Annotated in this window: 20 protein-coding genes; 3 read left to right on the forward strand and 17 right to left on the reverse strand. The window is 27.1% G+C overall.

Annotation, left to right across the window (positions count from 1 at the left end):
- Window positions 1-640 (reverse strand): DUF5692 family protein (locus tag Q1J60_RS11195; protein ID WP_300262173.1); only part of this gene is annotated, 640 nt, incomplete at its 3' end.
- Between the two features lie 283 nt (window positions 641-923).
- Here Q1J60_RS11195 and Q1J60_RS11200 point away from each other — a divergent pair.
- Window positions 924-1,526 carry a TetR/AcrR family transcriptional regulator gene (locus Q1J60_RS11200; protein WP_300262176.1) on the forward strand — a complete coding sequence of 201 codons (603 nt, stop codon included), beginning with the start codon at window positions 924-926 and terminating at the stop codon, window positions 1,524-1,526.
- Window positions 1,527-1,637: 111 nt separating this feature from the next.
- Here Q1J60_RS11200 and Q1J60_RS11205 read toward each other — a convergent pair whose 3' ends face one another.
- The 15 genes from Q1J60_RS11205 to Q1J60_RS11275 all read right to left on the reverse strand — a co-directional run bounded on the left by Q1J60_RS11205 (window position 1,638) and on the right by Q1J60_RS11275 (window position 23,525).
- Window positions 1,638-3,428, reverse strand: a complete 1,791-nt coding sequence (locus Q1J60_RS11205; protein ID WP_300262179.1) for an ABC transporter ATP-binding protein — start codon at window positions 3,426-3,428, stop codon at window positions 1,638-1,640.
- A complete protein-coding gene (locus tag Q1J60_RS11210; protein ID WP_300262181.1) occupies window positions 3,428-5,239 on the reverse strand; it encodes an ABC transporter ATP-binding protein in 1,812 nt (603 codons plus the stop codon). The genes Q1J60_RS11205 and Q1J60_RS11210 overlap by 1 nt, the downstream gene beginning before the upstream one ends.
- A gap of 318 nt (window positions 5,240-5,557) precedes the next feature.
- The gene (locus tag Q1J60_RS11215) at window positions 5,558-6,601 is read right to left on the reverse strand and encodes a CAP domain-containing protein (RefSeq protein ID WP_300262184.1); all 1,044 of its coding nucleotides are present in this window, start codon (window positions 6,599-6,601) and stop codon (window positions 5,558-5,560) included.
- Window positions 6,602-7,165: 564 nt separating this feature from the next.
- Complete coding sequence (locus Q1J60_RS11220; RefSeq protein WP_300262186.1) at window positions 7,166-9,580, reverse strand: glycoside hydrolase family 2 protein; 2,415 nt, start codon at window positions 9,578-9,580, stop codon at window positions 7,166-7,168.
- A 215-nt stretch (window positions 9,581-9,795) separates the two neighbouring features.
- Entirely contained in the window at window positions 9,796-10,443 is a 648-nt protein-coding gene (locus Q1J60_RS11225; RefSeq protein WP_300262189.1) for a Crp/Fnr family transcriptional regulator, read from the reverse strand.
- Entirely contained in the window at window positions 10,443-12,143 is a 1,701-nt protein-coding gene (locus Q1J60_RS11230; RefSeq protein WP_300262192.1) for an FAD-dependent oxidoreductase, read from the reverse strand. Before Q1J60_RS11230 ends, Q1J60_RS11225 begins: the two co-directional genes overlap by 1 nt.
- Window positions 12,144-12,472: 329 nt before the next feature.
- Window positions 12,473-13,258: a TMEM164-related integral membrane acyltransferase gene (locus tag Q1J60_RS11235; protein WP_300262195.1), complete on the reverse strand. Its 786-nt coding sequence runs from the start codon at window positions 13,256-13,258 to the stop codon at window positions 12,473-12,475.
- A gap of 380 nt (window positions 13,259-13,638) precedes the next feature.
- A complete protein-coding gene (locus Q1J60_RS11240) occupies window positions 13,639-14,556 on the reverse strand; it encodes a polysaccharide deacetylase family protein (RefSeq protein ID WP_300262196.1) in 918 nt (305 codons plus the stop codon).
- 239 nt (window positions 14,557-14,795) lie between these two features.
- Window positions 14,796-15,143 (reverse strand): hypothetical protein, encoded by a 348-nt coding sequence (locus Q1J60_RS11245; RefSeq protein ID WP_300262199.1) that lies wholly within the window; start codon window positions 15,141-15,143, stop codon window positions 14,796-14,798.
- Between the two features lie 230 nt (window positions 15,144-15,373).
- The gene (locus tag Q1J60_RS11250; protein WP_300262201.1) at window positions 15,374-15,748 is read right to left on the reverse strand and encodes a DUF956 family protein; all 375 of its coding nucleotides are present in this window, start codon (window positions 15,746-15,748) and stop codon (window positions 15,374-15,376) included.
- 168 nt (window positions 15,749-15,916) lie between these two features.
- Window positions 15,917-16,828: a PTS system mannose/fructose/sorbose family transporter subunit IID gene (locus Q1J60_RS11255; RefSeq protein WP_300262204.1), complete on the reverse strand. Its 912-nt coding sequence runs from the start codon at window positions 16,826-16,828 to the stop codon at window positions 15,917-15,919.
- A 19-nt stretch (window positions 16,829-16,847) separates the two neighbouring features.
- Window positions 16,848-17,651: a PTS mannose/fructose/sorbose transporter subunit IIC gene (locus Q1J60_RS11260; RefSeq protein ID WP_300262207.1), complete on the reverse strand. Its 804-nt coding sequence runs from the start codon at window positions 17,649-17,651 to the stop codon at window positions 16,848-16,850.
- 41 nt (window positions 17,652-17,692) lie between these two features.
- A complete protein-coding gene (locus Q1J60_RS11265; RefSeq protein WP_300262210.1) occupies window positions 17,693-18,673 on the reverse strand; it encodes a mannose/fructose/sorbose PTS transporter subunit IIA in 981 nt (326 codons plus the stop codon).
- A gap of 465 nt (window positions 18,674-19,138) precedes the next feature.
- On the reverse strand, window positions 19,139-19,966 hold the full coding sequence (locus Q1J60_RS11270) for an HAD family hydrolase (RefSeq protein WP_300262213.1): 828 nt from the start codon (window positions 19,964-19,966) through the stop codon (window positions 19,139-19,141).
- A gap of 175 nt (window positions 19,967-20,141) precedes the next feature.
- A complete protein-coding gene (locus Q1J60_RS11275; protein ID WP_300262216.1) occupies window positions 20,142-23,525 on the reverse strand; it encodes an endo-beta-N-acetylglucosaminidase in 3,384 nt (1,127 codons plus the stop codon).
- A 428-nt stretch (window positions 23,526-23,953) separates the two neighbouring features.
- Here Q1J60_RS11275 and Q1J60_RS11280 point away from each other — a divergent pair, with 428 nt between their 5' ends.
- Window positions 23,954-24,574: a YdcF family protein gene (locus Q1J60_RS11280; protein ID WP_300262219.1), complete on the forward strand. Its 621-nt coding sequence runs from the start codon at window positions 23,954-23,956 to the stop codon at window positions 24,572-24,574.
- Between the two features lie 40 nt (window positions 24,575-24,614).
- Here Q1J60_RS11280 and Q1J60_RS11285 read toward each other — a convergent pair whose 3' ends face one another.
- Window positions 24,615-25,160, reverse strand: a complete 546-nt coding sequence (locus Q1J60_RS11285) for a hypothetical protein (RefSeq protein WP_300262222.1) — start codon at window positions 25,158-25,160, stop codon at window positions 24,615-24,617.
- 338 nt (window positions 25,161-25,498) lie between these two features.
- Here Q1J60_RS11285 and Q1J60_RS11290 point away from each other — a divergent pair, with 338 nt between their 5' ends.
- On the forward strand, window positions 25,499-26,014 hold the full coding sequence (locus tag Q1J60_RS11290; RefSeq protein WP_300262224.1) for a hypothetical protein: 516 nt from the start codon (window positions 25,499-25,501) through the stop codon (window positions 26,012-26,014).
- The last annotated feature ends 132 nt before the right edge of the window (window positions 26,015-26,146 follow it).

The following is a 26,146-nucleotide window of genomic DNA, read 5'->3' on the forward strand; positions in this document are numbered from 1 at the left end:
TACATGAAAGTAATAATGCAACTCCACAGTAAATTGAGTGATCTGATATACAGTTATAAGTATAAGCAAAGTTCCATAAATCATAAGCTATAACCCATGCCCATATCATATCTGGCCATATCATATCCTTTGTTTCATTTTTTGATATAAATATTCCGTACCAACCACAAATAGTAACTATATTTAATAATCCTGCTATACCATTCATGATATTCCAAGGTCCAGAGATTGTCCAAAGATTGTCTACAACACCACCATTAGTTAATCCATAACTAAATATTTGAAAATCTCTAATAGCAGCCTCTAATATGTTAACTGCTAGAATAATTGCTGGAAGAGCTAATGCCCATTTTTTTTTCTGTAATGATGGAATATATCTAAGAGCCATAAACCAGATACATCCTGCAAGTGCTGAATAAGTTTTTACCCAGTTAAACCAAGTTCCAGTTCCATATTCATTTCCTGGAGCAGCTGTAGTTGGCCAAACAAAAATAGTTAAAAATGTAGGTACTATTATAAATAGTAATATACCTGCCCATTTTTTTGATCTTCCAAGCTCATTAAATGCCATAAGTGCCATTAATACAAAAAGAACTATTGCCCATCCTTCAAAAGACATTCTTTCATATAAAATTCCCATAGTGTACCTCCAATTATTATTTTTTTTCAATGTGTTTTTCATTAATTATTTAGTTTAACTTATTGCTACAGCTTTTTAAATTTTATAATACCTTATGCAGAACTATATTCACCGAATATTATTCTGCACATAAAATATAGCATGATTTAATTTATTTTTCAAATATCTAATTAAATTATTTTAATTTTTTTTACAAATACATATGTACACGGTTTTTTATGCTATACTAAATAATCATATAATTAACCAAATTAATATGACATTAATCTAAAGGAGTTTTATAATGAAAAAATTAACTGATAGACAAAAACAAGCTATTAAAACAAAACTAAAAATCACCCAAGTAGCTACTGAGCTTTTTAAGATAAATGGATTTGATCGTGTGAAAATTCAAGATATTTGCAAAGCTGCCGATATCTCAATAGGAGCATTTTATCACCATTTTAAATCAAAAGCTGAAATAATTAATAAAACATATGAACAAGTTGATATTTTAGTAATGGATAAATTTCAAACAAAAAAATTCGCTTCAAACTTTGAAAAACTATTCTTTTTATTAGTTGAAGGTGCAACTACTATGGAGAAACTTGGTTGGGTGTTTGTGAGTGAAATATATAAAAATTTACTCTCTATAAATGAAAATTATACTATTAAACCAGATCGTCATATGGCATTAGAAGTTAAATCTATTGTAGAAGAGTTGCTAAAAAACAATGAGTTAGAAAGCTCTCTTTCTTCATTAGATTTAACTATGATAATACTTAGGATGTCTAGAGGTACCGTATTTGATTGGTGTCTTCATCAAGGAAGTTATAATCTTAAATCTCAAATGGAATTTGACTTAAAATTAGTTCTTTCTAATTTTAAGCCTAAAAATATAAATTAAATAAAAGTCGCTAATAAGAGCGACTTTTTTATTATCATTACTAAAAAATTAAAGCTTCAAATAAGTAAATTAATTGGTGTTCTATGTTGTAATTAAAATTCATATTATTTTTTAAATATAATATTGTGCTTGAGCACTATACATAGTTTCATACTCATTACCTTTATCTTTTACAAGTTCATCATGAGTTCCATATTGAATAAGCTTTCCTTTTTGAAATACTGCTATTTTGTCACAAAATCTACAGCTAGATAATCTATGAGAAATATATATTGTTGTCTTTTTTCCTATAAGTTCATTGAACTTACTATATATTTCATACTCAGCCTTTGGATCTAAAGCTGCCGTTGGTTCATCAAGGATTACTATTGGTGCATCCTTATAAACTGCTCTAGCTATGGCTAATTTCTGTGCTTGTCCTCCCGAAAACTCTATTCCACCCTCATCAAAGTTTTTATATACAGGAGTGTTTATTCCCTTTTGTAATTTTTCTAAGTCTTTTCCAAAACCACTCTTTATTAGAACATCTTCTATTTCCTCATCCTTAACCTTATGAAAATCATTTAAAGCTATATTTTCCTTAATTGAAAAGGACATTAGTTTAAAATCTTGAAATACTACTGATAGAAGTTTCATATATTCATCATAATCATATTCATTTATATTAACTCCATTTAATAAAATTTCACCTTCTGTTGGATCATAAAGCCTTGCTAAAAGTTTTATAAAAGTAGTTTTTCCAGCACCATTTAATCCAACTACTGATAACTTTTCACCCTCATTCATTTTTATTGAAACATTTTTTAAAGTAAACTCTTTACTTCTTGGATATTTAAAGGATACATCTTTAAATTCAATATTAACCTTTTCTAAGTTTCCAATCTTCTTTCCAACTTTAGTGTGTTTAGACTCTATATTTTCAAATTCCACAAAGGCTTGAAGATATCTACACATTTGTCTTACCATTACATAATTTCTAAAAAGATTAGATATGGATTTACTAAAATTTATGGTAGCATTAGTGTACATTGTAAAGTCACCAATTCCTATACTATTTATTAAAACTCTATAAGTTATATATCCATAAACTATAACCATTTGAAATTGTAATACTATTTCATTGAATCCTTGATACTTCCCTACTTTGCTAAACATTTTAATAAATACATTAGTACTATTTATATTAAAATCATCTAGTTTCTTTACAAATAAAGGAGCTACATTATAAAGTCTTATATCTTTACCTGCTGAAAAATCATTTATTGTATTAATATAATAGCCAAACTCTCTATTTAGTGGAATTAAGGAATCAAAGAATTTATGCTGTAACCTTTGAGATTTCTTATACATAAATGAACTTAAAAGAACAATTAAAATTATTAAGGCTATAATAATCCAATCAAGAGTTAAAATAACCCCTATTAATCCAATTATTTTAAGTATCTCAGTTAATCCCTTAGATATATTATCTGTAAGTTGCCAAATAGCCCCTTGATTTCTTATTGGAAATAAAGCTCTTTCCTTTAAGTTTAAAATCTCTGGATCTTCAATGTTTTCAAAATCCATGTCCATAACTTTCTTTCCTATAAGCAAATCAAATCCCGCTACTACTTCTTCATTTTTAATATTACATTTTTTCTCTAAAACTCTATTTATTAAATTTAATACTCCATTGCCTAGTACAGTTAATAAAACTAACATAACAAGAACCTTTATTCTTCTCGCTCCTAAGAGTTCATCTATAATATACTTTGGCATTATTATATTTAAGAACGGAACTGCTGCTGCAAATAAAGATGAAAAGAATAATGTTGGTATATAGGTCTTTGATATTCCATGAGCTAATTTTAAGAAATGTTTTATTATATATAAATCACTTGTGTACTTTTCTTTATTCTCCATTATGCTAAAGCCCCACTTTCTTCTTTATAATATTGTGCTTGTATATTAAACATATCACTATACTTACCATTTTTCTTTAATAATTCCTCATGGGTTCCATACTCAACAATCTCACCGTTTTCAAAGAAAGCTATAACATCACAGAACTTTGTACTTGCTAATCTATGAGATATATAAATTGCTGTTTTATCTCCAATTAGTTCATCAAATCCCTTATAAATATTATATTCAGCTACAGCGTCTAAAGCTGAGGTTGGTTCATCTAATATTACTATTTTTCCATTCTTATACAAGGCTCTAGCTAGAGCTAACTTTTGATTTTCTCCTCCTGATAACTCAACCCCTTCTCCATCTAAAATTTTTAAAAGAGAAGTGTCTATTCCCTTTTGAAGAGAATTTATTTTATCTCCTACCCCAGCCTTTTCTATGCATTGTAAAACCTTTTCTCTATTAATATCTTCTAAATTCTCTAGAGAAACATTTTCTGCAACAGTAAATGCAAAGGTTTTAATATCTTGAAAAACTACTGATAAGATTTTATAATACTCTTCCTTAGAAAAGTTTTTTATATTTATCCCATTTATTAAAATCTCCCCACTTGTTGGCTCATAAAGTCTACATAAAAGCTTAACAAATGTTGTTTTACCTGCTCCATTAATTCCAACAATAGCAAGCCTTTGCCCCTTTTTAATCTTTAAAGAAATATTTTTATAAATATATTTATCTGTTTTTGGATATTTAAACGATACATTTTTAAATTCTATTTCATAAGAGCTATCAATAGGTATATCACTAATTTTTTCTTTATCCTCACTCTTTATTTCTAAGAACTCTCTCATATCATCTAAATACATATTTTGTGCCTTAATATGAGCTAAGTCATCTAATATACCTTTCATCCAATCTCCAAATCCATTTATTGTTGAAAAATACATTGTGAAATCCCCTATGCCCATTCCAGTAAAAAGCACATTATATATTAAATATCCATAAACCACACATTCTCTTATTACAAGAAGTATTACATCAACAATCTTAACCTTTAATTGTTTTTCTTGAACATCCTTAGATATATCTATTCTCTCTCCCCTAAATTTCTTAAATTTATCAATAAGTATATTTTTTAAGTCATATATTCTTATATCTTTACCATAAGCAAAATCATACATTGTATCAAATACATAGAAAGTTCTTCTATCCTTATCAGCTGCCTTTTCTTTTTGACTATACTCATACTTTTTAACCATCATAGTTAAAGCATAGCTTATTAAAACATTTATTATTAAGAATAATAAAATCCATGGACTTAAAAATAATACTATAGATATATATCCTACAAAGGCAGTTAACTTTCCAAAGAGCCCTAAAAGTGTATGATATACTCCTTCAACCCCTGTATTATTACTCATAACTGCATTCATAACACTCTTTATTTTATTTAAAATCTCAGGATCCTCAGTATTTTTAAAATCCATTTTCATTATTTTATCACTTATCATAGTTATATAGTCGAATCTAATTTTAGTAACCCTAGGACTATATACACATCTAAGCCAAGCTATAGAATAGTTCACAATTGATGATAAAAGAAAAAATCCAATTAAAGTCATTAAAATTATCTCTATTCTTCTCTGTCCCAAAAGTTCATCAATTAAAAATTTTGGTAAAAAAATCCCTATAAACGGTGTAATAGATGCCAAAATAGTATAAACAGCACATTGCGCAAACAAAACCTTGTCCTGACTCCAAGCATATCCCATAATATACTTAAGATTACTTAAAAGAGTCCCCTTTTTCTTATTACTCCTCATAAATTCCATCTCCTAATTCCCATTAAACCCACTTATTTATCATCTTTAGCTCTAATTTATTAAACTATATTTTTTAACACTATCATTTACCATATCTAAATTTATTTTTTACTGACAAAGCTATTTTTTCTAAATTAAAGAAAATATTGTCACTTGAAAAATTAAAATAAAAATCCTATTTATATTATACACAATATACCAAAAATACCATAAAATTCACATAATATTTTATAAAATTTAATTTATTAAACTAAAAAAACTCATAAAAAGGGCGTGTATCAAAATAACTTTTGATACACGCCTTTTAAAATTACTATTCTATTTCATAAACTCTTGTGTAGCATAATATGTATTTCCTATTTTATAAACTCCTACACCAATAGAAGTAAAGTTAGGAGAAAGTATATTAGCTCTATGTCCTGATGAGTTCATCCAATTAGTCATAAATTGATTAGCTATGTTTGAATCACCTGAATATCCACTTAAATAAGCTATATTTTCACCCCAATAATTATATGAAATTCCATTAGCTTTCATTTTGGCTGTTATTAATTGTCCATTTGGATCTTCATGAGAAAAATATTTTCTCACTCCCATATCCTCTGACTTAATACGAGCATATTTTTGCATAGTGTTACTATAACTTAAAGGAGCAACCCCAGCTTTAGCTCTTTCTTCATTAACCTTATTGAATATCATTTGTTCAATTTGAGTTACATAAGAACTACTATTACTTGATTGTTCCACTGGTTTCTCAACTTTCTTTTCTACAGAATTATTTTCTTGTTTTTTCTCAGATTCTTTATTAGTTTCTTGTTTTTTCTCAAATTCTTTATTAGTCTCTTGTTTTTGCTCAGATTCTTTATTAGTTTCTTGTTTTTGCTCAGATTTTTTATTAGTTTCTTTCTCTACTTGCTTATTTTTATCTAGCTTTTCCTCTTGTTTATCATTTGAAGGTTTTGCCTCTTCATTATTATTTTGTGCAACTTCTTTATTTTCATTATTTGATTCAATAATTTCTAAATTTCCATTTTTATTATTAGATTCTACCTTTTTCTTTTCATCCTGTGAAGTATTTTTAATACTCTCTTGTTTTTTAGTAGTATCTATTGCTTTATCCTTAGAAAAATTCTTATTTTTATCATCAAAAACCTTAGTAAATGGATTACTGTTTAAACTATTAGTTTTCTCCTTGGATTGTTCTGATTGTTGTACTTCCATCTTTTCTTTATTTTGATTTGAAACACTTTGATTGGCTTGTACATTTTTATTGGATATATTATTACTATTAAAATATCTAGCCGCAACGCCTCCAGAACATAATCCTAAAGATAATAATATAGAAATTAAAGTTTTACTCATTTGTTTCCCTCCTAGTTTTCTTTTGTTTTCATAATAAGTGTAGCTAAAATCATTTTAGTCTCTCTTTATATAAGATATTACTACTTAAATAATTTATTATATTAAAGTAAAAATATAACTTTAAATCATTTAGCTATTAAATAAAAATTATAAAGTCTTGTCCATAGACTTTATATTAATTATATATGAATATTTAATTAACATCCAGCTTTTTCCCTAAAATTTTCCAATATTATTGCTGGTTATATAGTAAAAACAACTCTACACTAATAAATTATTCACTTCTTCCCTATTTTTTCTTATTAATTTCCATATAAATTATAAGGATATTTGTTCTTGATTTAGCTAATAATATTAATGGACCCTCTTACTCTTAAAACTTATAATTTCGACAGTTGTCGTCCTTTCAAAGTTACATAAAAAGAGTTATATCAATTACAACTTATAAATAAAAATTATAAATTATTAGTAAAATTAACTAATTACCTTAATATATTTATAATTTTTATATCTAAGTTTTGATATAACTCCATCTTTTTATTTGCAATACTTTAACTATTAACTTTACTTAACTTCTATAGAAATTTCTTGTTCAAAATACATGCTCTTAACTTTTATTTTGCAAAGACCATCTTCACCTTGAGTTCTCACCCAGAAAGCTGTTGCTCCACCAGAAATTCCAAACTTACTTGGTCCAATTATACTTAAAGGTCCATCTATTTCTACTTCAATAAAATCATTATTTAAGAAAAGAATTTCTCCTAAGTTATCTAAGAGCTTAACTACAATTCTAGTAGCATCATAACTTGTTTTATCTAAAGAAAGTTCTAAATCATCTGGTATAACTTCAAGTTTATTCATGCTTCTAAGCTCACCTATTTCTTTAGAAACAACCTCTTTATTATCTGTAAAACCTTTTATTATTAATGAGTTTTCCTTATCTCCCCAACCTCCAGCTAATTTGTAAACTAAAGACATTATTTTAAATACAGGTATATTTACTCTTTCACTAAAATCTTCAATATATTTAAAATCTTCTTCAGCTAAATTAGTTAAATTAGAATCTTTTAATTTATTTAATACAAAATCTTTAATTTCTTTTTTTGATTCTTCAGTAAGAGGTATTTCTGAATCCATAGATAAAATATGTGAAACCTCTATTGGTGGATGTGGTAAATTTGGAAACTTTTCTTTGTTAGGATAATAAGTATCTATATATATTCCATCTTTAAATATTTTTATATAATCACAGTTTGTAAGGACTGTAAATGGAAGTATTGCTCCTCCATCTCTTTCTCCTTTAGCTCCTAAAGTAATAGGCTCTAAAACTACCCCATCCTCTACTTTCTTTTGACTAGCATATGAATAAGCTGCATACTTAGGATTTCTAAACATATCAGAAACTCCATGATAACAAATTTTATCTCCTGAACCAAAGGAACTATGTGTATTATAATCAAAAGCACACCACCCTATAGCTCCACTTATTTCATCTAATCCAAAGGATTCTTCAATAACTCTTAAATGTCTATAAGCATGTTCAACTTTTTTACATTCTTGATCAAAACTTTTTGTTGGATACATATGACCATTATATTCAGTTACTAAATAAGGAACTTTCTCATCTTGTCCTGTTACTTCTCCTTGAGTTCTTAATACTTTTTCTCCACCACTATGTATAAAATCATTCATAGTATAAACATCTTCTATAAAATCACTATTTTCTAAATATCTAACTCCACCAGTTTGTCTAATAGGATCTAAACTTTTTGCCATAGCATTAGTTTTTAAATAAAACTCATGATTATCTTGAGACTCATTTATTCTAACTCCCCATAAAACTATGGAAGGTCTATTATAATCTCTTTTTATCATTTCCTCTACATTTTTAATAGATTCTTCTTGCCAAGCTTCATCCCCTATATGTTGCCATCCTGGTATCTCTTCAAAAACTAATAATCCAATCTCATCACATTTTCTTAAGAAATGTACTGATTGTGGGTAGTGAGATGTTCTAACTATATTAAGTCCTAATTCATATTTTAAAATTTCAGCATCCTTTTCTTGAACTCTTTGAGGCATAGCATATCCTACATATGGATAAGCCTGATGACGATTTAATCCAATAAGTTTTACTCTTCTTCCATTTAAATAGAAACCATCTGGTCTAAATTCAGCTTCTCTAAAGCCAAAAGTATCTTTATATTCATCTATAAGTTCTGAGCCATTTAATAACTTAACTTTTATTTCATAAAGCTTAGGATTTTCTATATCCCATAACTTAACCATATTTAATTTGTCTATTTCTATATTTTTAATACTTAATCCTTCTTCAATTGGTAATTTTGTACTTAAAGTTTCTTCAAAAGTATCATCACCAAACTCTACAACAACTTCAAAATCATCTCTATGATTTTGAAAGTTGTTTATTTCTATATCAAGATTTAATCTTTTTTCTTCCTTTAAACAATCATATGCTCTTGCATATAAATTATTTATAAATATAGGCTCAACTATTCTTAAGGAAACTTCTCTATATATTCCTCCATAAGTTAAATAATCAACAACATATCCATGAGGAGGTATATCAGGTCTTTCTGTTGAGTCAACAATAACTTTTAATATATTATCTTCATTAATTTTTAAGGCATCAGTAATATCTATTGAAAAGTTAGTGTAACCACCCTTATGTCCACCAACATGTATTCCATTTAAATACACTTCTGCCGCTATCATAACTCCTTCAAAATCTAAAAATACTTTTTTTCCTTTAATACTATCATTAAATTTTAAAATTTTAATATAAGTAGAAATAAATTGATATGATTTTTCATCAAAATAATTATATGGTAACTCTATATTTGTATGAGGTAAATCTACCCTTTCAAAATTACTAAAATTAAACTCATTTTTTAAATATTCATCTTTGTAATCATTTACATAAAACCATTGATCATTAATATGAATTATTTTCCTCATAAATTCTCCTCCTGATTTTGCGATTAATTGCATATAAATTTTCAGTTAATTATTACCATATATATTATACATGTTTTTACTATGAACTTTCTTTTAACAAATTAGAAACTTATATAAAGACTAAAAATTTTCAATCATAAAAACACTTTAACTCCAGTAAGATAATTCTTAAAGAAGATTAAAGTGTTTTTATTTTAACTTATATTTTAAAATATTTATAACTTTTTAAGTAAAGTTATTTTTCCTCTTGATAAAGTTAAAGCTCCTTCCTTTTCCATTTTTTTAAGCTTTCGACTTATCACTTCTCTCGATGTTCCTATTTCTTTTGCAATTTCATTATGAGTTATATAAATATTACTTGTTCCTCTTCCATTTAAAAATTTAATAAGCCTAATATCTACAGACTCATGTATTATATTTTCATTTTTATCTATGATTCTCTTAAACTTTTTGTATAGATCTTTATACAATACTTGAAAAAATTCTAAATCATTAAGCATATACATTCTTAATACTTCTGATGGAACTATAAAAATTTCTGAATCTTGAATAGCGTATCCTTCAATATTTAAAGGAAAACATTTTATAAAACACCCAAGAGCTTCATGACACAACTCTCCTTTTTTTATATTGTATAAATTAGTTTCATCACCTTCTTCATTTATTCTTTGAATTTTTAATTCTCCTTTAATAACAAAAGGAAATCCTGCACAACTTTTTTCTTCACTTGATTTAATAAATTCTCCACATTTTAACTTTATTAATACTATTTTTTCCTCAAAAGCTCCATTATTTTTTTTATTTATATTATTTAAAAAAGGGTAGGTTTCATATAACGCTTTTAACTTTTCTTCATAACACATTAATTAAAATTATACTCCGTTAATATTGATTCTCTTCCCATTGTCTTATCATTAAAATATTCATAAAAAGAAATTCCCAAGAAACTTCCTGTTATATTAATTATATTTTTATATCCTAAGTTTTGAAGAGCTAAAGTTGCATTATAACTTCTTTGACCAGTTCTACAATGAACATAAACTGGTATATCCTTTGGAATTTCGTTAACTCTTTCTCTTAATTGACTAAGAGGAATATTTTTTGCTCCCTTTATATGCCCTCTTGCAAATTCTCCCTCTTCTCTAACATCTATAATATAAGCTCCTAACTCTACTAATTTTCTTACTTGATCAACATTTATCTGTTTAAATGCTCCTTTTAGTAAGTTTGATGCAACATATCCAGCATAGTTTACAGGATCCTTTGCTGTTGAAAATGGAGGCGCATAACAAAGTTCTAAATCTCTTAAATCATCTACTGTAGCTCCAAACTTGATAGCTGTTGAAATTACATCAACCCTTTTAGTTGCATCTCCTTTTCCTATAGCTTGTGCACCTAAAACTTTTCCTGTTGGCACCTCATAAATTAATTTAAAATGAAGCGGATTGCTTCCAGGCATTATTCCAACCTTATCTGATAAAATTACTCTAACAATGTCATACTCTATATCCATTTTTAAAGCTTTTATTAAACCTTCATTTAATCCTGTAGAAGCTCCATTATAATTAAAAACTTTTATAGCTGATGAACCAATATATCCTTTATTTAAAACAGGTAAGCCATTTATATGATCTGCAACACTTCTTGCTTCTTTTTGAGCCGGTCCTGCTAATGAAATCTTTGCTTCTTTTCCTGTCAAAGCATTAAATACTTCTATAGCATCTCCTATAGCATAAATATCTTCATCTATAGTTCTATAATTTTGATTCACTTTTAAAGCACCAGTTTTACCAATTTCCAAACCTGCTTCCATAGCAAGGGAAGTTTCTGGAGATACACCAATTGCCATAACTACTGCTTCTGTTTTAACTTTTTTGCTTGATTCAAGTATAACCTCTTTTTCATTAAAAGAAGCCACCTTATCTCCTAATATTAAATTCACTCCATGGTCTAATAATTCTTTATGAAATATCTGCACCATATCATAATCAAATGGTTTTAATATTTGATCCATAGCTTCTATTAAAGTTACATTAACCCCAGCTTCTATCAAATTCTCAGCAACCTCAACTCCAATATATCCTCCACCAATTACTGTAACATCCTTAGCTTTGTTTGATTTTATAAAATTATTTAAATTGTCTATATCTAATACATTTCTTACAGAAAATACATTAACCTTTTCTATTCCCGGAATATTAGGAATTATAGGTTTTGCTCCTGGTGATAATACTAACTTATCATAAGATTCTTCATAAATTTCATCTGTAATAACATCTTTAACTATTACCAATTTTTTATCTCTATTTATAGAAATAACTTCACTATTTACTCTTGCATCAATATTATATTGCGCTAAAAATTTCTCTGGACTCATAAGAACAAGTCTACTAACTTCACTAATTGTTCCACTTAAATGATATGGAAGTGCACAATTTGAAAATGATACATGAGGTCCTTTTTCAAACATTATAATTTTATCATCTTCGCTAAGCCTTCTTAATCTAGTTGCAGTAGAAGCCCCTCCAGCAACTCCTCCAACTATTAAAATCTTTCTTTCCATAATAATATACCTCCATATTTTACAATCTATTAAGTTAAATGAATATTACTTTTTTCACTCCTAAAGTTATAATCTAATCTTCAGATACTTTTATTTCTTTGTTAGCTTTTACCCAAAATTTCATTCAAACTTATATAATTTTCAAATAACAAGTAATTTTTCGAATAGTTAAGCTATTTTCTCATCACAACTTAATAGAAATCATTTTTTCTATTAAATCAATTATTAGTATTTTAACTTAATTATAATTTCATTATACAACTAAAAAAAAATAGTTATGTGACTTAATCACACAACTATATATTTTAATATATTTACAATAATTACTACTAATATTTAATTAATGAATATTCAAACAGAGTTTCTTTTTTATAATTAGTCTTATTAAATGGCAAATACATAATAAAGATTCCTAATACAAAAATTAAATATGCAAATATTGATGTTGTAACAATATTATTTTCAATATTTATAAGAGTAAGTATTTTATATCCATCTGATGGATTTAAAAAGGCATAATTTGCATCAAATAAACAATTTGCTATAAAGGCAAAAACTGCAAATATAAAAGAAAAAATAAGTGCTTGTTTCATATTTTTTCTTTTTACTCTAAATTCATCTATTAATATTATATATAATGATGCTATCAATAAAAAATAATGGCCTATAAAAAATGTATAGTAAGTTATATGAGGAAAATTATAATAGTTAATTATTGGTATTATTAACGCTCCTATAGATCCTATTATTCCCCAAAAATAAGCTATTGACTTTGCAAATTCATTACTCTTCCATATCAATCCTATTGCTGCCATAATTATTGCAATTCTACATGGATACAAAGGTAAACTTTCTTGCAAATAAAAATTAGGAAATCTAGAATACCATATTGCTAAAAATATTTGAGTTGATACTAAAATAAGTGCTATAGTTATTTCAAGTATCCTTCTATATTTAAACCTCTTTATTTTTTCTTTAAATATAATTACTATAAATATTGTTGCTATTATTATACATAAAATAATTTTAAAATATAAAAATGAAAATAATGGAAAAGTATAATCATCTGTTTTTATCCTAAATATTTCATTGCTAATCTCTAACAATCTATTCAAAGTATTTTCACTACTCAAAATATTTGCTGAGTAGTTTCCTCCTTCTTAAATTTATTTTTAAACTATATTGTAAAACTCTACTAAAATATAACTTCTTAAATTTATAATCATACAGTTAATAACCCCCTTATATAATCAACTTCTTATTGCTTTAATAACTTTTTACTATATTATATACTTTATCATATTAAAAACAAATAATTTATTAATTTATTCTTTACAATATTTTGTTAATTTTCTTAATTATAAAAAATTAAAGCTACTAATTTTATTATTTAAATTATATCGCATAAAATTAGTAGCTTTTATCTATATTATTTTCTTATTTTTATCTATATACTTTATTAAATATTATCTTTTAAATAAAACTTATAACATATTTATTTAATACTTTTAAATTCAAAGCCCTTACTTTGTAAGTATTCAATTATTCTTGGCAGCGCCTTAACTGTTTCTTCTTTTCCATAAGTATCATGCATTAAAACTACAACATTATCTGCATTAGGACCTAAAGCTTCTACACTTTGTTTAGCAAATTCAACTAATTCATCTGCATTTTTCTTTTTTCCTTCTGCATCTGCATTTAAAGCATTCCAATCAATATTATATATTTGCTCTTGAATCATTTTTTCCTTCATAGGCGTTCTCTCTTGCCAAGACCAATATCCACCTGGAAATCTAACTATTCTTGTTGAGAAATCTTCACCTAATACTTCTTTCATTAAGTTTTCATTCTTATTTATGTCTGTCATTATATTATTTACATTCATCTTTCTATTAGGATAAAGATATTTGTAATCGTGACTATATGTATGATTTCCTATGGCATGTCCATTTTTAACGATTTGCTTTAACAATTCCTTTGATTTTTCTCCAGCTTTTATAGAATCTCCTGTTACAAAGAAAGTTCCTTTTATATTATACTTATCTAAAATATTTAAAACTTCTGGTGTATTAGTTGTTGATGGACCATCATCAAAAGTTAAATAAGCTATCTTTTTGCCATCTTTTCTAACTGGATACTGTAATGTTCCCTTTAAAAGACCATTAGTGTACTCTGACACAACCTTACCATCCTCAGCATTTGGATCTTTATCAAAAGGTAAATACTCTAATTCATTTGTCTTTGATTTATCTTTGACTTCTATACTTTTTTGATTCTCTGTATCCTTAGCTTCTACAGACTCTTTATTTTCTGTGGCCTCAACTTTCTTTTTATTTAGTGAATTGCATCCTACAAAAGATCCTAAACATATTAACATACTAAAAACAAGACCCATTTTCATTATTTTCTTCATCTATTTATCCCCCGTATTAATTAATATTACAAATTTATTATATAAAAATAAAAAGTACAAAAAAATACAAAACAGAAACAAACCGTTTAAAATTATTTTACTCTTTAATGTTATTTTAAAGAATAAAATATTTAAATCTAAAATTTATCTACTCAATTATAACACCTTAACATACTTTATATAATCTAAATTAAAATAAATTTCATTAAAAATAAAAAGCCACTAATTTAAGTAGCTTTTTAGACGGTTGCCCATGCCATGTAATAGTCATCTTTATTATCTTTATTAAAATTGACCTTAACAATTTTATAAGAACTATCGTTACAGCAACAAATCATTTTATTGCCATATTCATCATAAGTTCCTTTTTCATAATATTCTTTTAAAGAAATAAAATCATATCCTAAAGAATTTACTGTATCTTTTAAGTTTTCTATTCCAGTTCCTCTTATACCTAGCTTCTTTATTACATCGCATTGGCACTCTTCACATAATATAATGGCATATAAATTTAGTTCAGAATCATAAAGAACCAATTCTACAGTACCAAATTTAGATAATAAATTTTTAAGTTTTTCTTTAAACATTAAATTCTCCCCCTTAAGTATAAACATATCATTACATTTATATCTTTTAAGCAAAGATTTCATACATTAATTAACTTATGCATCTTAAAATTTATTATACTCCTCTATATTTTCTCAATCAAACCTCCATAGAAAGCTTAAATCAGTAAAATTAATCAATATTCTTATTCACACTAATATTTGTTTACTTTTATACTAAAAATACATTTTTTATAAATAAAAACTTAAAATTATTTCTTCTTAAATAGTGCTTTTATCTCTCTTTTAACAACGTCAAAGAAGCTTAAAGACCTAACTATATGACTTGGATCAACATATTTTCTAATAGTACGAAGTACCTTCTTTGTATCTTTAGAAGAGAAAGAATATGTACCATTTTTCTTAGTTTTAATTGCATATCGTGGAATCCACTTCCCTTTAAACATTATTGATGCAATGACGTAATCAACTTCTTCCCAAGGAATTTGAATGAATTTTCTATAATCATTAGAGTTATAGAATTCAAAACCTTTATCGCCAATCATTATTTGTCCGTAATCAGCAAGACCTGCAAAAGATGTTGCATCAACTACTAAATCCACTTTTGTATTAAGTGACTGAACCATACATATACCTCTTTTCTACTTAATATATACATTTATTTTTTTATATATTTATTAAAAAATCAAGATAAATTAGAAAAATTTTTTCTAATTCTATTTTAATTTCTTTATGTTTAAAAAAAGCCTAGGCTAAGTAAAAAATATTATACTAACCTAGGCTAAATAAAAATATTACATTAATCCTATTACATGGAAAATAATACCGATTACGAATAAAGCAAGAATAATCACAATTGGAGATACTTTCTTCTTAAGTAACCACATACAAAGGAATGTTAATAATAATCCTGCAAGTCCAGGAATTAATGAATCTAAGTTTCCTTGTAATGTTGTAACTTTATCAGCAGTTAAAGATAATCCAGATGATTGTTGTAATAAAGCTTGCTTAATACCTTCTGCTCCTGATGGAAGGCTATCCCAATTAATATAAGCACCTTCACTTAATTGAACACTTGATACTACTGGTGTAAATTTAATAGATACCCATCTATTAACTAATGACCCTAATATGAACATACCAAGTATAGATGCACCTTTTGTAATATCTTGTAATAAATTTCCTGATAAATCCTCTGTAATACGAGAACCTGCTTTGTAACCAAACTCTTGTGTATACCAAGTAAATGCCATACGAATAATATTCCAACCGAAGAAGAATATAATTGGTCCTAATATATTACCAGCCATAGCAAGTGAAGCACCTAATGCCCCTAATATAGGTCTAACAGTAAACCAGAATACAGGATCTCCGATACCTGCTAAAGGTCCCATCATACCAACTTTAACCCCTTGAATAGTTACATCATCTACTTCAGCTCCATTTGCACGGTCTTCTTCTAATGCTAATGTTACCCCAATAATAGGTGAAGCTACATATGGGTGAGTATTAAAGAATTCTAAGTGACGTGTTAATGCCGCTGATCTTTCTTCTTTAGTTTTGTATAATTTTTTGATTGCAGGAATTAATGAGAATGCCCAACCACCATTTTGCATTCTTTCATAGTTCCAAGATCCTTGAATGAAAGTTGAACGCCACCAAATAGAAAGACGATCTTTTTTTGTTAACTTTAAATTTTTCTCCATTTTCGTCTTCTCTCCCTTCTTAGTATCTATCGATAATGTCGCCTACTGGATCTCCAATGTTTGATCCACCATTACCTGAGCCACCTTTTTTGCTAAGTGCTAAGTAAATAAAGGCTAATGCTACACCAATTGCACCTAATCCTATAAGTGTAAGTTGAGGAATAGTTGCTAATACAAAACCAATTGCAAAGAATGGCCATACTTCTTTTGTTGCCATCATGTTAATTACCATTGCATAACCAACAGCTACTACCATTCCACCACCTACTGCTAAACCATCTGTTAACCAAAGAGGCATAGAAGCAAGTAATGCACTTATTGGACCAGCACCTATTAATAAAATTAATGCAGCTGGAAGTGCTATACGTACACCTTGCATAATGATAGCAATAACATGCCACATTTCAACTTTTCTTATATTTCCTTCTTTAGCAGCAGAATCCATAAGATGTACAAATGCTGTAGCTAGTGTACGACAAATAATTGTTAATAATAATCCTGCAACAGCTAATGGAATTGCTATAGCAATAGCTGAAGAAATTCCAGCTTGCCCTTCTCCACTAAGAACTAAGATAATTGCAGCTGCAACAGATGCTAAAGCTGCGTCTGGCGCTACGGCAGCACCTATATTTGCCCAACCTAAAGCGATCATTTGTAAACTACCGCCTAGGATTAAACATGGTATTAAGTTACCTGTAACTAATCCTATTAAAGTACAAGCAACTAGCGGTTGATGAAATTGGAATTCGTCTAGGATCCCTCCTATACCAGCTAAAAATGCAATAATAATAACTAATATTACTTGAATTATATTTAAATCCACTGTTATTAATCCTCCTTTTCATTAAAATAATTTATATTAAATTATTTTAATTTATTTAATTCCTCTTGTGCTTTTTTAAGAATTTCATCCATATTTCCTTTTGTATCATTTGGAACTTTACGAACATCAAAATCTAATCCAGCTTTTTTAAGTTTATCAAAAGTATCAATATCTTCTTGATTAAAAGCAAGTACTTTGTTTGGTTGAACCTTACCTGGAGAATGAGCCATAGAACCAACATTAACTGTCTTTATAGGTACTCCTCCCTCTACTGCTCTAAGTACATCTTCTGGATTTTCAAAAAGAAGTAATGCACGTTGTCCTCCGAAGTGCTGATCATCTTTTGCAAGCTTAATCATTTGACTAACTGGAATAGTATGAGCTTTAACTCCTGGAGGAGCAGCTTGTTGAATCAATTTCTTACGAAGATCATCTTTAGCTACATCGTCTGATACAACAATAATTCTTGTTGGTTTTACAGTTTTTGTCCAAGCAGTTGCCACTTGACCATGAAGTAAACGTGAATCAATACGTGCTAAAACATATTCAAATGAGCCAGGTGCACCTACGTTAGATTGTTGAGCAGAATTTGTATTAGATTGTTCAGTAGCATCTACTGGTTCTAATGATTCTGGCTTAACTTTAACTCCTTCTCTAGCTGTTTTTAAAATATTTGCAGCAATTTCTTGTGCTGATTCCATTGAAAAACGTGAAGCATATGCTTCAATAACCATTGGTAAATTCATACCAGCTACGATTGCCCATTTATCTTTATGCTCTTCAACTAGACTATCTGCTTGGTTAAATGGTGTTCCTCCCCATAGATCAACTAAGAATAAAACCTCATCTTGATTGTCAAAGGATGCAATTGCTTCTTTCATTTTTGCTTTAATATCATCAGGCCCTTCACTAGGCATTAATGTAACCGCTTTTACATTTTCTTGTTCTCCAAAAATCATTGAACCAGATTGCATTATTCCTTTAGCAAACTCTCCATGACTAGCAAGAATAATTCCTACCATATGTATACCTCCTATTTTTTTATTTTTTAAGACAAATTTTTCACTTTATCCTATGTTAATTTTACAAGGTTTACATCCATTTTACAAGTCTTATATCAATTTTGTAAATATATATTTTTTTAAAATACAAATTTTATTTAATTAATAATATAACATAAAACAAGTATTTATCTAAATAAAGGACATTTTTCTCATTCATAAAAACGCCTTAAATCATTTTGAAATATTTTCAAAAAATTAAAACTTCACTTTCAAAAACAAAATAAAATCATCAATTTAATCATTTTTATTACTCATTATTTTTTTATTGTTTTTTTAATAATCTTAATAAAAAAACAATAAAAAATAAAAGAAGTATTTCATTTATGAAATTTTTATTATCAAACTTAATTTTACATATATATTATTCTTGATTTTTCCAAAATATTTTATGCATAATAATAAAATATAATCTAAATTTTCCTACTATTTAAATCTTTCACATAAAAATTTAATAACAGCATCATCATTGTTATTTCCAATAATACCTGTAGCGATGGATTTTAACCCTTCTGAAGCATTTTCTAAAGCATAACATTCGTCTGCAATTTCAAACATAGGAACATCATTTTCTCCATCACCAAAAGTTATAACTTTACTATGTTCTACATAATCTGCCAAGAACTTTATTCCATTAGCCTTAGAAGCCTCTTTATTATATACATCTAAGAAAAAAACTCCCTCATTATATATATCTTTATAACAATTACCAGTAACACCTTTTACTCTCATTATCTTCTCAAATAATTCCTCGGCTATAAATTTATTATCTTCAAAAAATACAAAATTTATTATTTGATTATCCTCTAAAACATCTAAATAACTTTCAATTTTTTTAAAAGACTTAAGTGGTTTATTGCATCTTTCCTCATAATATTTTCTCTCAAAATCATAAGTAAAATCTTTATGATAAACCCATAAATAATCATCTTTTATACCATAAAGAAAAAATGTTTTGTTATATTCTTCAAGTATTTTGATAACCTCTTTAACACTTTCTTTGTCTATTTCTTTAACATCTATATATTTTTTATTTTCAATATCAAAAATTATAACTCCATTCATAAGAACAACAGGTGTTTTTATATCTATTCCATATAAAATATCTGAAACAGTAGCTGGACTTCTAGCTGTAGCAATTGCGAAATTAACACCTGTGTTTATAAGTCTGTTTAATTCTCTTTTAGAATAATCTGATATAACTTGATCCTTATTTAATAAAGTTCCATCTAAATCTGAAACAAATAACTCCATTTACTACCTCTTTCTATAATGTACTAAACATTAATTACCTTTTTTATCTAATATACAATATATCTAAATATTATTCAAAGGTACTAAATAAAAAGCCATTTATTAAAAGATTTATCTTTTAATAAATGGCCTTGAAAACTTATATTTATTTTATTTTCTTAATTAATTATTTAGTTTATCTAGCTGTTCTTAATGTTATTGTATCTCTTTTTGAAATTTTACCATTAGAATACTTAGCCGCAACTTTAAAGTTATAAATTGTATGTCTGTTTAACTTTCCGACTGTAAATTCAGTTTGATCTGCTGAAACTTCTCCAACTTTCTTGTTATCCTTATAGATTATATATCCATCTAATCCATAAGTATTTTTTGGTGAATCCCAAGAAATACTTACACTCTTCTTTTGAACATCTACTGCTTTTAAGTTAGTCGGTGCTTCATTTTCTATTTTCATTTCTATTTCACCAAAACCTGAGTACGGAACTTCAATTCTTTTAACCTTCTTACCTTCTGATTTAATTTCTAATGTTAATACTCCACCATCTGTATTAACAGATATTCTATCTAAAATAGCTATATCTTCTCCTTCAGCTACTGGAACACTAACCTTCTCCGGGAACATTGAATCTTTATCATTAAATATGCTTACAATATCTCCAGCTTCTAAATCCTTTATTTTTAAAGTACCATAATTATGATTTTCTCCATTCATTCCTGGTGCCTTATAAGGAATTAATTCAAATCTTTCTGGAGCCTTTGAATACTCCCAATTTTCTCCTTCAAAAGCAACACTCATTCTTAAGCTTTCTCTCTTACCTTCTTCACTTATTCCATAATAAACTCTTCCACCATCTTCACCAAAATCTAACCCTTCAAATCTAGCTTGTCCGCTAGAGTCTATAGTAGCAGTAGCAAAAGAAGTTTCATCATTTAATCCTTTATAAAGGTTAACAGTTTGTCCTTCTTTACCTCTTGTAAATAATATAGAGTCATTAGCTCCTTTATTATTTTTAGCATTTACAAATCTCATTGGAATCTCAGTTGTTTGATCTATAAATGTTTCCTCATATAATTGGAATTCATATACTCTTATAGCTGCCCAAGGTGAATTTCCTGAATCATCAATTCTAAGTCTTAAATGTTGTGCAACTATTGGATCTACTAGATTTCTATCAGTAATAGCCTCTGTATTATCTCTTACAGTATCTACCGGCTCATAAGTTTTTCCTCCATCATATGAAACCTCTAAAGCAAAATCCTTTGTATTCATTTCTTTTGCTTCTCCACCAGCTTCAGCATGTTTAACAACCCATCTTTGAATCTTTTTTTGCTCTCCTAAGTCAATTGTTAACCAACCATCCTTAGCTCCAGCGGCACACCATTTACTATTATTATCAACTTTTCCATCAACAGCTTTAAGTCCTGGCTCTGCGGCACCCTCTGCACTAGTTTTAACTTCTTTATATAATGCAAAGTTTTCAAATTCTTTCTTTTCTGGAATTTGTGTAGCATCATGAGGAATTCCCCAATTAAATGTTACTCTCTTTCCTTCTCCTCTATTGTAATTTACATCTACAGGAACTACTTCAATGTCAAATTCCATTTCTTCACCATATCTCTCAAACTCTTGAACATAGTAAGCATCATTTGGAGTTGCTCCCATAAGTTCTCTAGAGCCATCTGGCTTAATTCTATATATTTCATAGAAAGCTAAGTCATCATTATTTCCTGATTCTAATCCATTCCAGTAAATTCTAGCCTCTGCACTATTTGAATTATGAACCATTGTTTCTTCTAAAATAACATCACTATTTTTTAAACTTTTATTATTTTTATCAGCTTCTTCTATAGATATTTGTCCTAAATTAATTTTAAAGTTTTCAACATCTTGACCACTTTCAAACTTTAATGATATTGCAGAAATTGTTTTCCCAACATAGTCACCTAAAGGTATTTTAACCTCTGTCCATTCTCCATTACTATTTTTATTTACATCAAAGAATGTAAAGTTTTCTTCATCATAATTTTCTCCAAAACATAATCCTACTTTCATATTTGGAGCTGATTCTGTTTTATAAACAATTGATAATTCTGTTGAGTTATTCTCTATATTTAAGTCTGTGCTGTATAACTTAATATGGTTTGGATTTGCAGCCTCTAACTTACCTTCAACCTTTAATGAACTTCCTCCATTGTATGCAGTTTTAAAGTCAAAATCCGGATTAAGTTTTGAACCATTTGATTCAACTATCCATCTCCAAGTTGGTAAATATTCTTGCATTGCTCTATTATTCCACTCTTCATCCCTTGAAAGTGAACCATCTATATAATAATCTTCTCCATGTCCTAAATTAAAGTTTGTCACAAATGGTAGGTCATTTATTGCTGATCTATCTGGAACATAGTTAGCTAATCCTGTCCAATCTTGATCTGTATCTGATTTTGATGGATCACCTGTTGGTCCTACCCAGAATTTTTGATCATTCTTATAGAAATCATAAACATCCTTAGACATTGAAAATGTTGAATTTGGAGTATACATAGCTAAAGAAAGTCTAAGCTTTCCATTCTCATTCAATAAGTAATCATCATTAAATGTAGTATTATATGCATTTTGTTGAACATCTAATCCTGCATAAACATCAAAAGGATTTCTTCCCAATGATTTAGCAGTATTAACTGTAGTTTCTATTTTTTCTGGAGTCCAATTATAATTTAAAAAGAATTCATCAGTTGTTCTATTTTCTCCATTTTGGAAGAAAGCAGCATTCTTATCATTTAAAGCATCTTGCCATTTAACATTTCCGTCTACAGTCATAGAATCATACCAACCTACTACCATATTGGGAGCTTTCTTTTTGATATACTCAAGTATTTCTACCATTCTATCTGCATCATTTTTTACACAACCATAAGATTCTTGGTTAAAAAAATATCCATCAAATCCATAATAATTAGCTACTTCAATCATTTTATCTGCAACTGGGAAGTTTCCATTTTTATCTTTTTGAAGGAATTCTCTTACTTGCTCAGCATATCCTTCTCCTGGTCCCCATGGGAATCCTATTGTAGCTAAAACTGGAACACCATTTTTATGTGCATTATCAACTACATCTGGAGTTGGAAGTGCAAAGATTCCTCTACTTGATCCTCCCCAATAAACATATGAATTTACATACTGCCAATATGAGAATACATATGAATCCATTGAATCACTCCCTTGTGATGGTGCTTTATCAATATATGGGTTGGTTAAAGCAACATTCATTATTTTAGCTTCTGGATTAGCATTTTCATTTACAATATCTCCCATAAACCTATCTTTAAGCTCAATACTTGCTCTATTATACTTAGCATCCGGATCACTTTCTGGTGTCCAATTTAGTAAAGTTTCAATACTATATACTTCTCCTAATGGTGATAATGATTCTTTTTGATCATATGGAACATTGGGTGAAGCCTTAACTTCTAATCCTCTAAACCCAAATAATGATGTCATCACTGATGCCATACATAAAACAGATAGCAAACGTTTACTCATGATACCTCTTTTTCTCATTCCCCTTTTCCCCCTAAAATATAAGTATTAATTTTATTATGTTATATTTATATTCAAGAAAATCATATAATATGACAACAATAAAAATTTTTCCAGAAAAATTTTATTTTTTTCAAATCCACTCCCTATTTATTTAAAAATATTGTCTTAATATGTTTAAATCAATTCTAAATAGTAATATAATTCTAAATTTATTCGGTTAAATTACTTACAATACTATCTATAAGAAGGAAATAATAAAAATATATGATAAAGAACATCACATCAAATAGTTTATAATGTAATATCAATTAACATAATTCTTTTTAATACATTTATTGTAATAGTTACTTAATATTTAAATCATAATTATGTAAGGTATATATGAGAGAATAGTCTTAAGGATAAAATTTGTATTAATTTAAAGAATAAACATAGGAAGTGATTATTTGCTAAAGAAGAAAATTTTAGTTGTAATATCTATTTTAATAGGATTAATTATTGTAGTCTTCCTTATTTTCGAAGGTTTTTTAACATATAAAATGATTAATTTTAAAAATATAAATCAACTTAAAGATGTAGAATATGAAATAATCTTAGGTGCAGGATTGTATGGAGACAAGCCAAGTCCAATCTTACAGGAAAGATTAGATGAAGGTTTGAAATACTTGGAATTACACCCTAATACTAAAGTAATAGTTTCAGGTGGACAAGGAATTAACGAATTAATACCTGAATCTGAGGCTATGAAAAAATTTCTTGTTAATAAAGGAATTAATTCTAATAGAATTATAGAAGAAAATAAATCTAAATCAACCTTTCAAAATTTAGAATTCAGTAAAAAAATTCTTGAAGAAAGGAATGCTGATAAAGATCAAGTATTAATAGTAACAAGTGATTTTCATTTATTTAGAGCTATGGAAATCGCAGATTATCTTGATATTAAAAATCAAGGTCTTCCTTCCAAAACTCCTATATATTTAAGAGTTCAATATATGGTTAGAGAATTTCCTGCTATGATTAAATTAATTCTACAAGAAACATTTTTAGATACCAAGGATATTATTTAACAAAAATTAGCCCAATAAATATCAAGTTATAACTTGATATTTATTGGGCTAATTTAAAACTTTCTATTTTTATATTTAATATATTTATTTCTGGACTATTTCTATCTACTTTTTCAATTTTAGCTATAATATATTTTGCTTCTTCTATATCGCCTCTTCTTATAGCTTTATCAGCCTTATTTGAAAAATCGTCTATTATACATTTCTTACAAACTTCTATTTCTTTCTCACTATTTCTTTTTAAATCATTTGAATCATCATCAATTTCTCTAAAAGTATCTATGGCTTCTGAATATCTTTTTAACCTTTTTAGTCGCAATCCCTTATCATAAAGTTCTTGTTGTTCTTTATCACTCTCTATTTCCTGTATTTTTTTGCATATTATATGTGTCTTATGATCCATTAATTTAGCCTTTTCTAATAATACTTCTGCAGTTTCATATTCTTTATTTTCAATAGCTTTATTAGCATTTTCTATAATGTTATTAACCCTTTCTTCTCTTAAATTTGTATAATGTCTAGATATTAACAAACTACCTAATCCTAAAGATATAATAACTAATAAAACTATAATCAATTTCTTCATATAAATCTCCACCTTTAAAGATACAAAATATTTATTCACACTTTGTTCATCTTTATTATAGCATTACAGAAAACGTTTGTATATATAGAGAAATTTTTATTTAAATACTTATTTCATTAAAGTTTCTTTTATTTATACAACCAAATTAAACATCAAAAATACTATTTAATCCTTTACTTATATTTATAAAAAGTTTATATTAATATAGGGTTAATTAACATTTTGTTCACCTTAAGAGTAGTTTTAAATTATTATTTCTAAAACTCAATAGCTTTTAACTAAAAAAATTAAAAGCTGTTTCATATTCAATATTTAATTATATTAAGGAGTTGAAAAAATTGAATAAAACAAACAAATTTAAAAACACTATTTCAATATTAATCATGATTGCTTTATCATTTTTAATAATCTACTTGTTACATGATATTTCAAAAGCTTTAGTTGGATTATTATGTGGAGGAAAAATAGAATTTAGTCATGGTATCACAGTAGTGAATGCTAATTATGACAAATTTTCTTATGCTCTTAATCTTGTACTAGGAATATCAATACCTGTATTATTTTTGTTTGTGCTAGTACTTATATTTAATAATTCATTAAGAAATGGCTTATATCATAAATTTACTATTATATTTTTCATATGTTCATTGTTAAGTATCTCAGTGTACTTAATTTTCTATCCATTTATATCATTATTTACTGATCTTGGATTACATACTGAATTGGATGAATTAATAGAAATAACAGGAATAAATCCTCTAATTATATTATTGTTAGCCTTATTAATAATAGCTTTCTTAATAAAACTAGCTTCTAGAAAAAATTTATTTAGAAATATGCATAATATTAAATAATTTTTTAAATCTATTTATTTTAGATAAATGTTGATTTTAGGTAGAACTATAGCATTTTAAAATTTAATTTTATCTATTATTTTGAATAGATAATATAAACTATATATAAAATTAAATGTATCTAAATAGATA

The organism is Clostridium sp. (genome assembly GCF_029258205.1).
In the GTDB taxonomy this organism is placed as follows: domain Bacteria; phylum Bacillota; class Clostridia; order Clostridiales; family Clostridiaceae; genus Sarcina.

What these genes read in the sequence shown, in the direction of transcription:
- Q1J60_RS11200 (WP_300262176.1), top strand. Translation starts at nt 924, where the DNA reads ATGAAAAAATTAACTGATAGACAAAAACAAGCTATTAAAACAAAACTA.
- Q1J60_RS11205 (WP_300262179.1), bottom strand. Translation starts at nt 3,428, where the DNA reads ATGGAGAATAAAGAAAAGTACACAAGTGATTTATATATAATAAAACAT.
- Q1J60_RS11210 (WP_300262181.1), bottom strand. Translation starts at nt 5,239, where the DNA reads ATGAGGAGTAATAAGAAAAAGGGGACTCTTTTAAGTAATCTTAAGTAT.
- Q1J60_RS11215 (WP_300262184.1), bottom strand. Translation starts at nt 6,601, where the DNA reads ATGAGTAAAACTTTAATTTCTATATTATTATCTTTAGGATTATGTTCT.
- Q1J60_RS11220 (WP_300262186.1), bottom strand. Translation starts at nt 9,580, where the DNA reads ATGAGGAAAATAATTCATATTAATGATCAATGGTTTTATGTAAATGAT.
- Q1J60_RS11225 (WP_300262189.1), bottom strand. Translation starts at nt 10,443, where the DNA reads ATGTGTTATGAAGAAAAGTTAAAAGCGTTATATGAAACCTACCCTTTT.
- Q1J60_RS11230 (WP_300262192.1), bottom strand. Translation starts at nt 12,143, where the DNA reads ATGGAAAGAAAGATTTTAATAGTTGGAGGAGTTGCTGGAGGGGCTTCT.
- Q1J60_RS11240 (WP_300262196.1), bottom strand. Translation starts at nt 14,556, where the DNA reads ATGAAGAAAATAATGAAAATGGGTCTTGTTTTTAGTATGTTAATATGT.
- Q1J60_RS11245 (WP_300262199.1), bottom strand. Translation starts at nt 15,143, where the DNA reads ATGTTTAAAGAAAAACTTAAAAATTTATTATCTAAATTTGGTACTGTA.
- Q1J60_RS11250 (WP_300262201.1), bottom strand. Translation starts at nt 15,748, where the DNA reads ATGGTTCAGTCACTTAATACAAAAGTGGATTTAGTAGTTGATGCAACA.
- Q1J60_RS11255 (WP_300262204.1), bottom strand. Translation starts at nt 16,828, where the DNA reads ATGGAGAAAAATTTAAAGTTAACAAAAAAAGATCGTCTTTCTATTTGG.
- Q1J60_RS11265 (WP_300262210.1), bottom strand. Translation starts at nt 18,673, where the DNA reads ATGGTAGGAATTATTCTTGCTAGTCATGGAGAGTTTGCTAAAGGAATA.
- Q1J60_RS11270 (WP_300262213.1), bottom strand. Translation starts at nt 19,966, where the DNA reads ATGGAGTTATTTGTTTCAGATTTAGATGGAACTTTATTAAATAAGGAT.
- Q1J60_RS11275 (WP_300262216.1), bottom strand. Translation starts at nt 23,525, where the DNA reads ATGAGAAAAAGAGGTATCATGAGTAAACGTTTGCTATCTGTTTTATGT.
- Q1J60_RS11285 (WP_300262222.1), bottom strand. Translation starts at nt 25,160, where the DNA reads ATGAAGAAATTGATTATAGTTTTATTAGTTATTATATCTTTAGGATTA.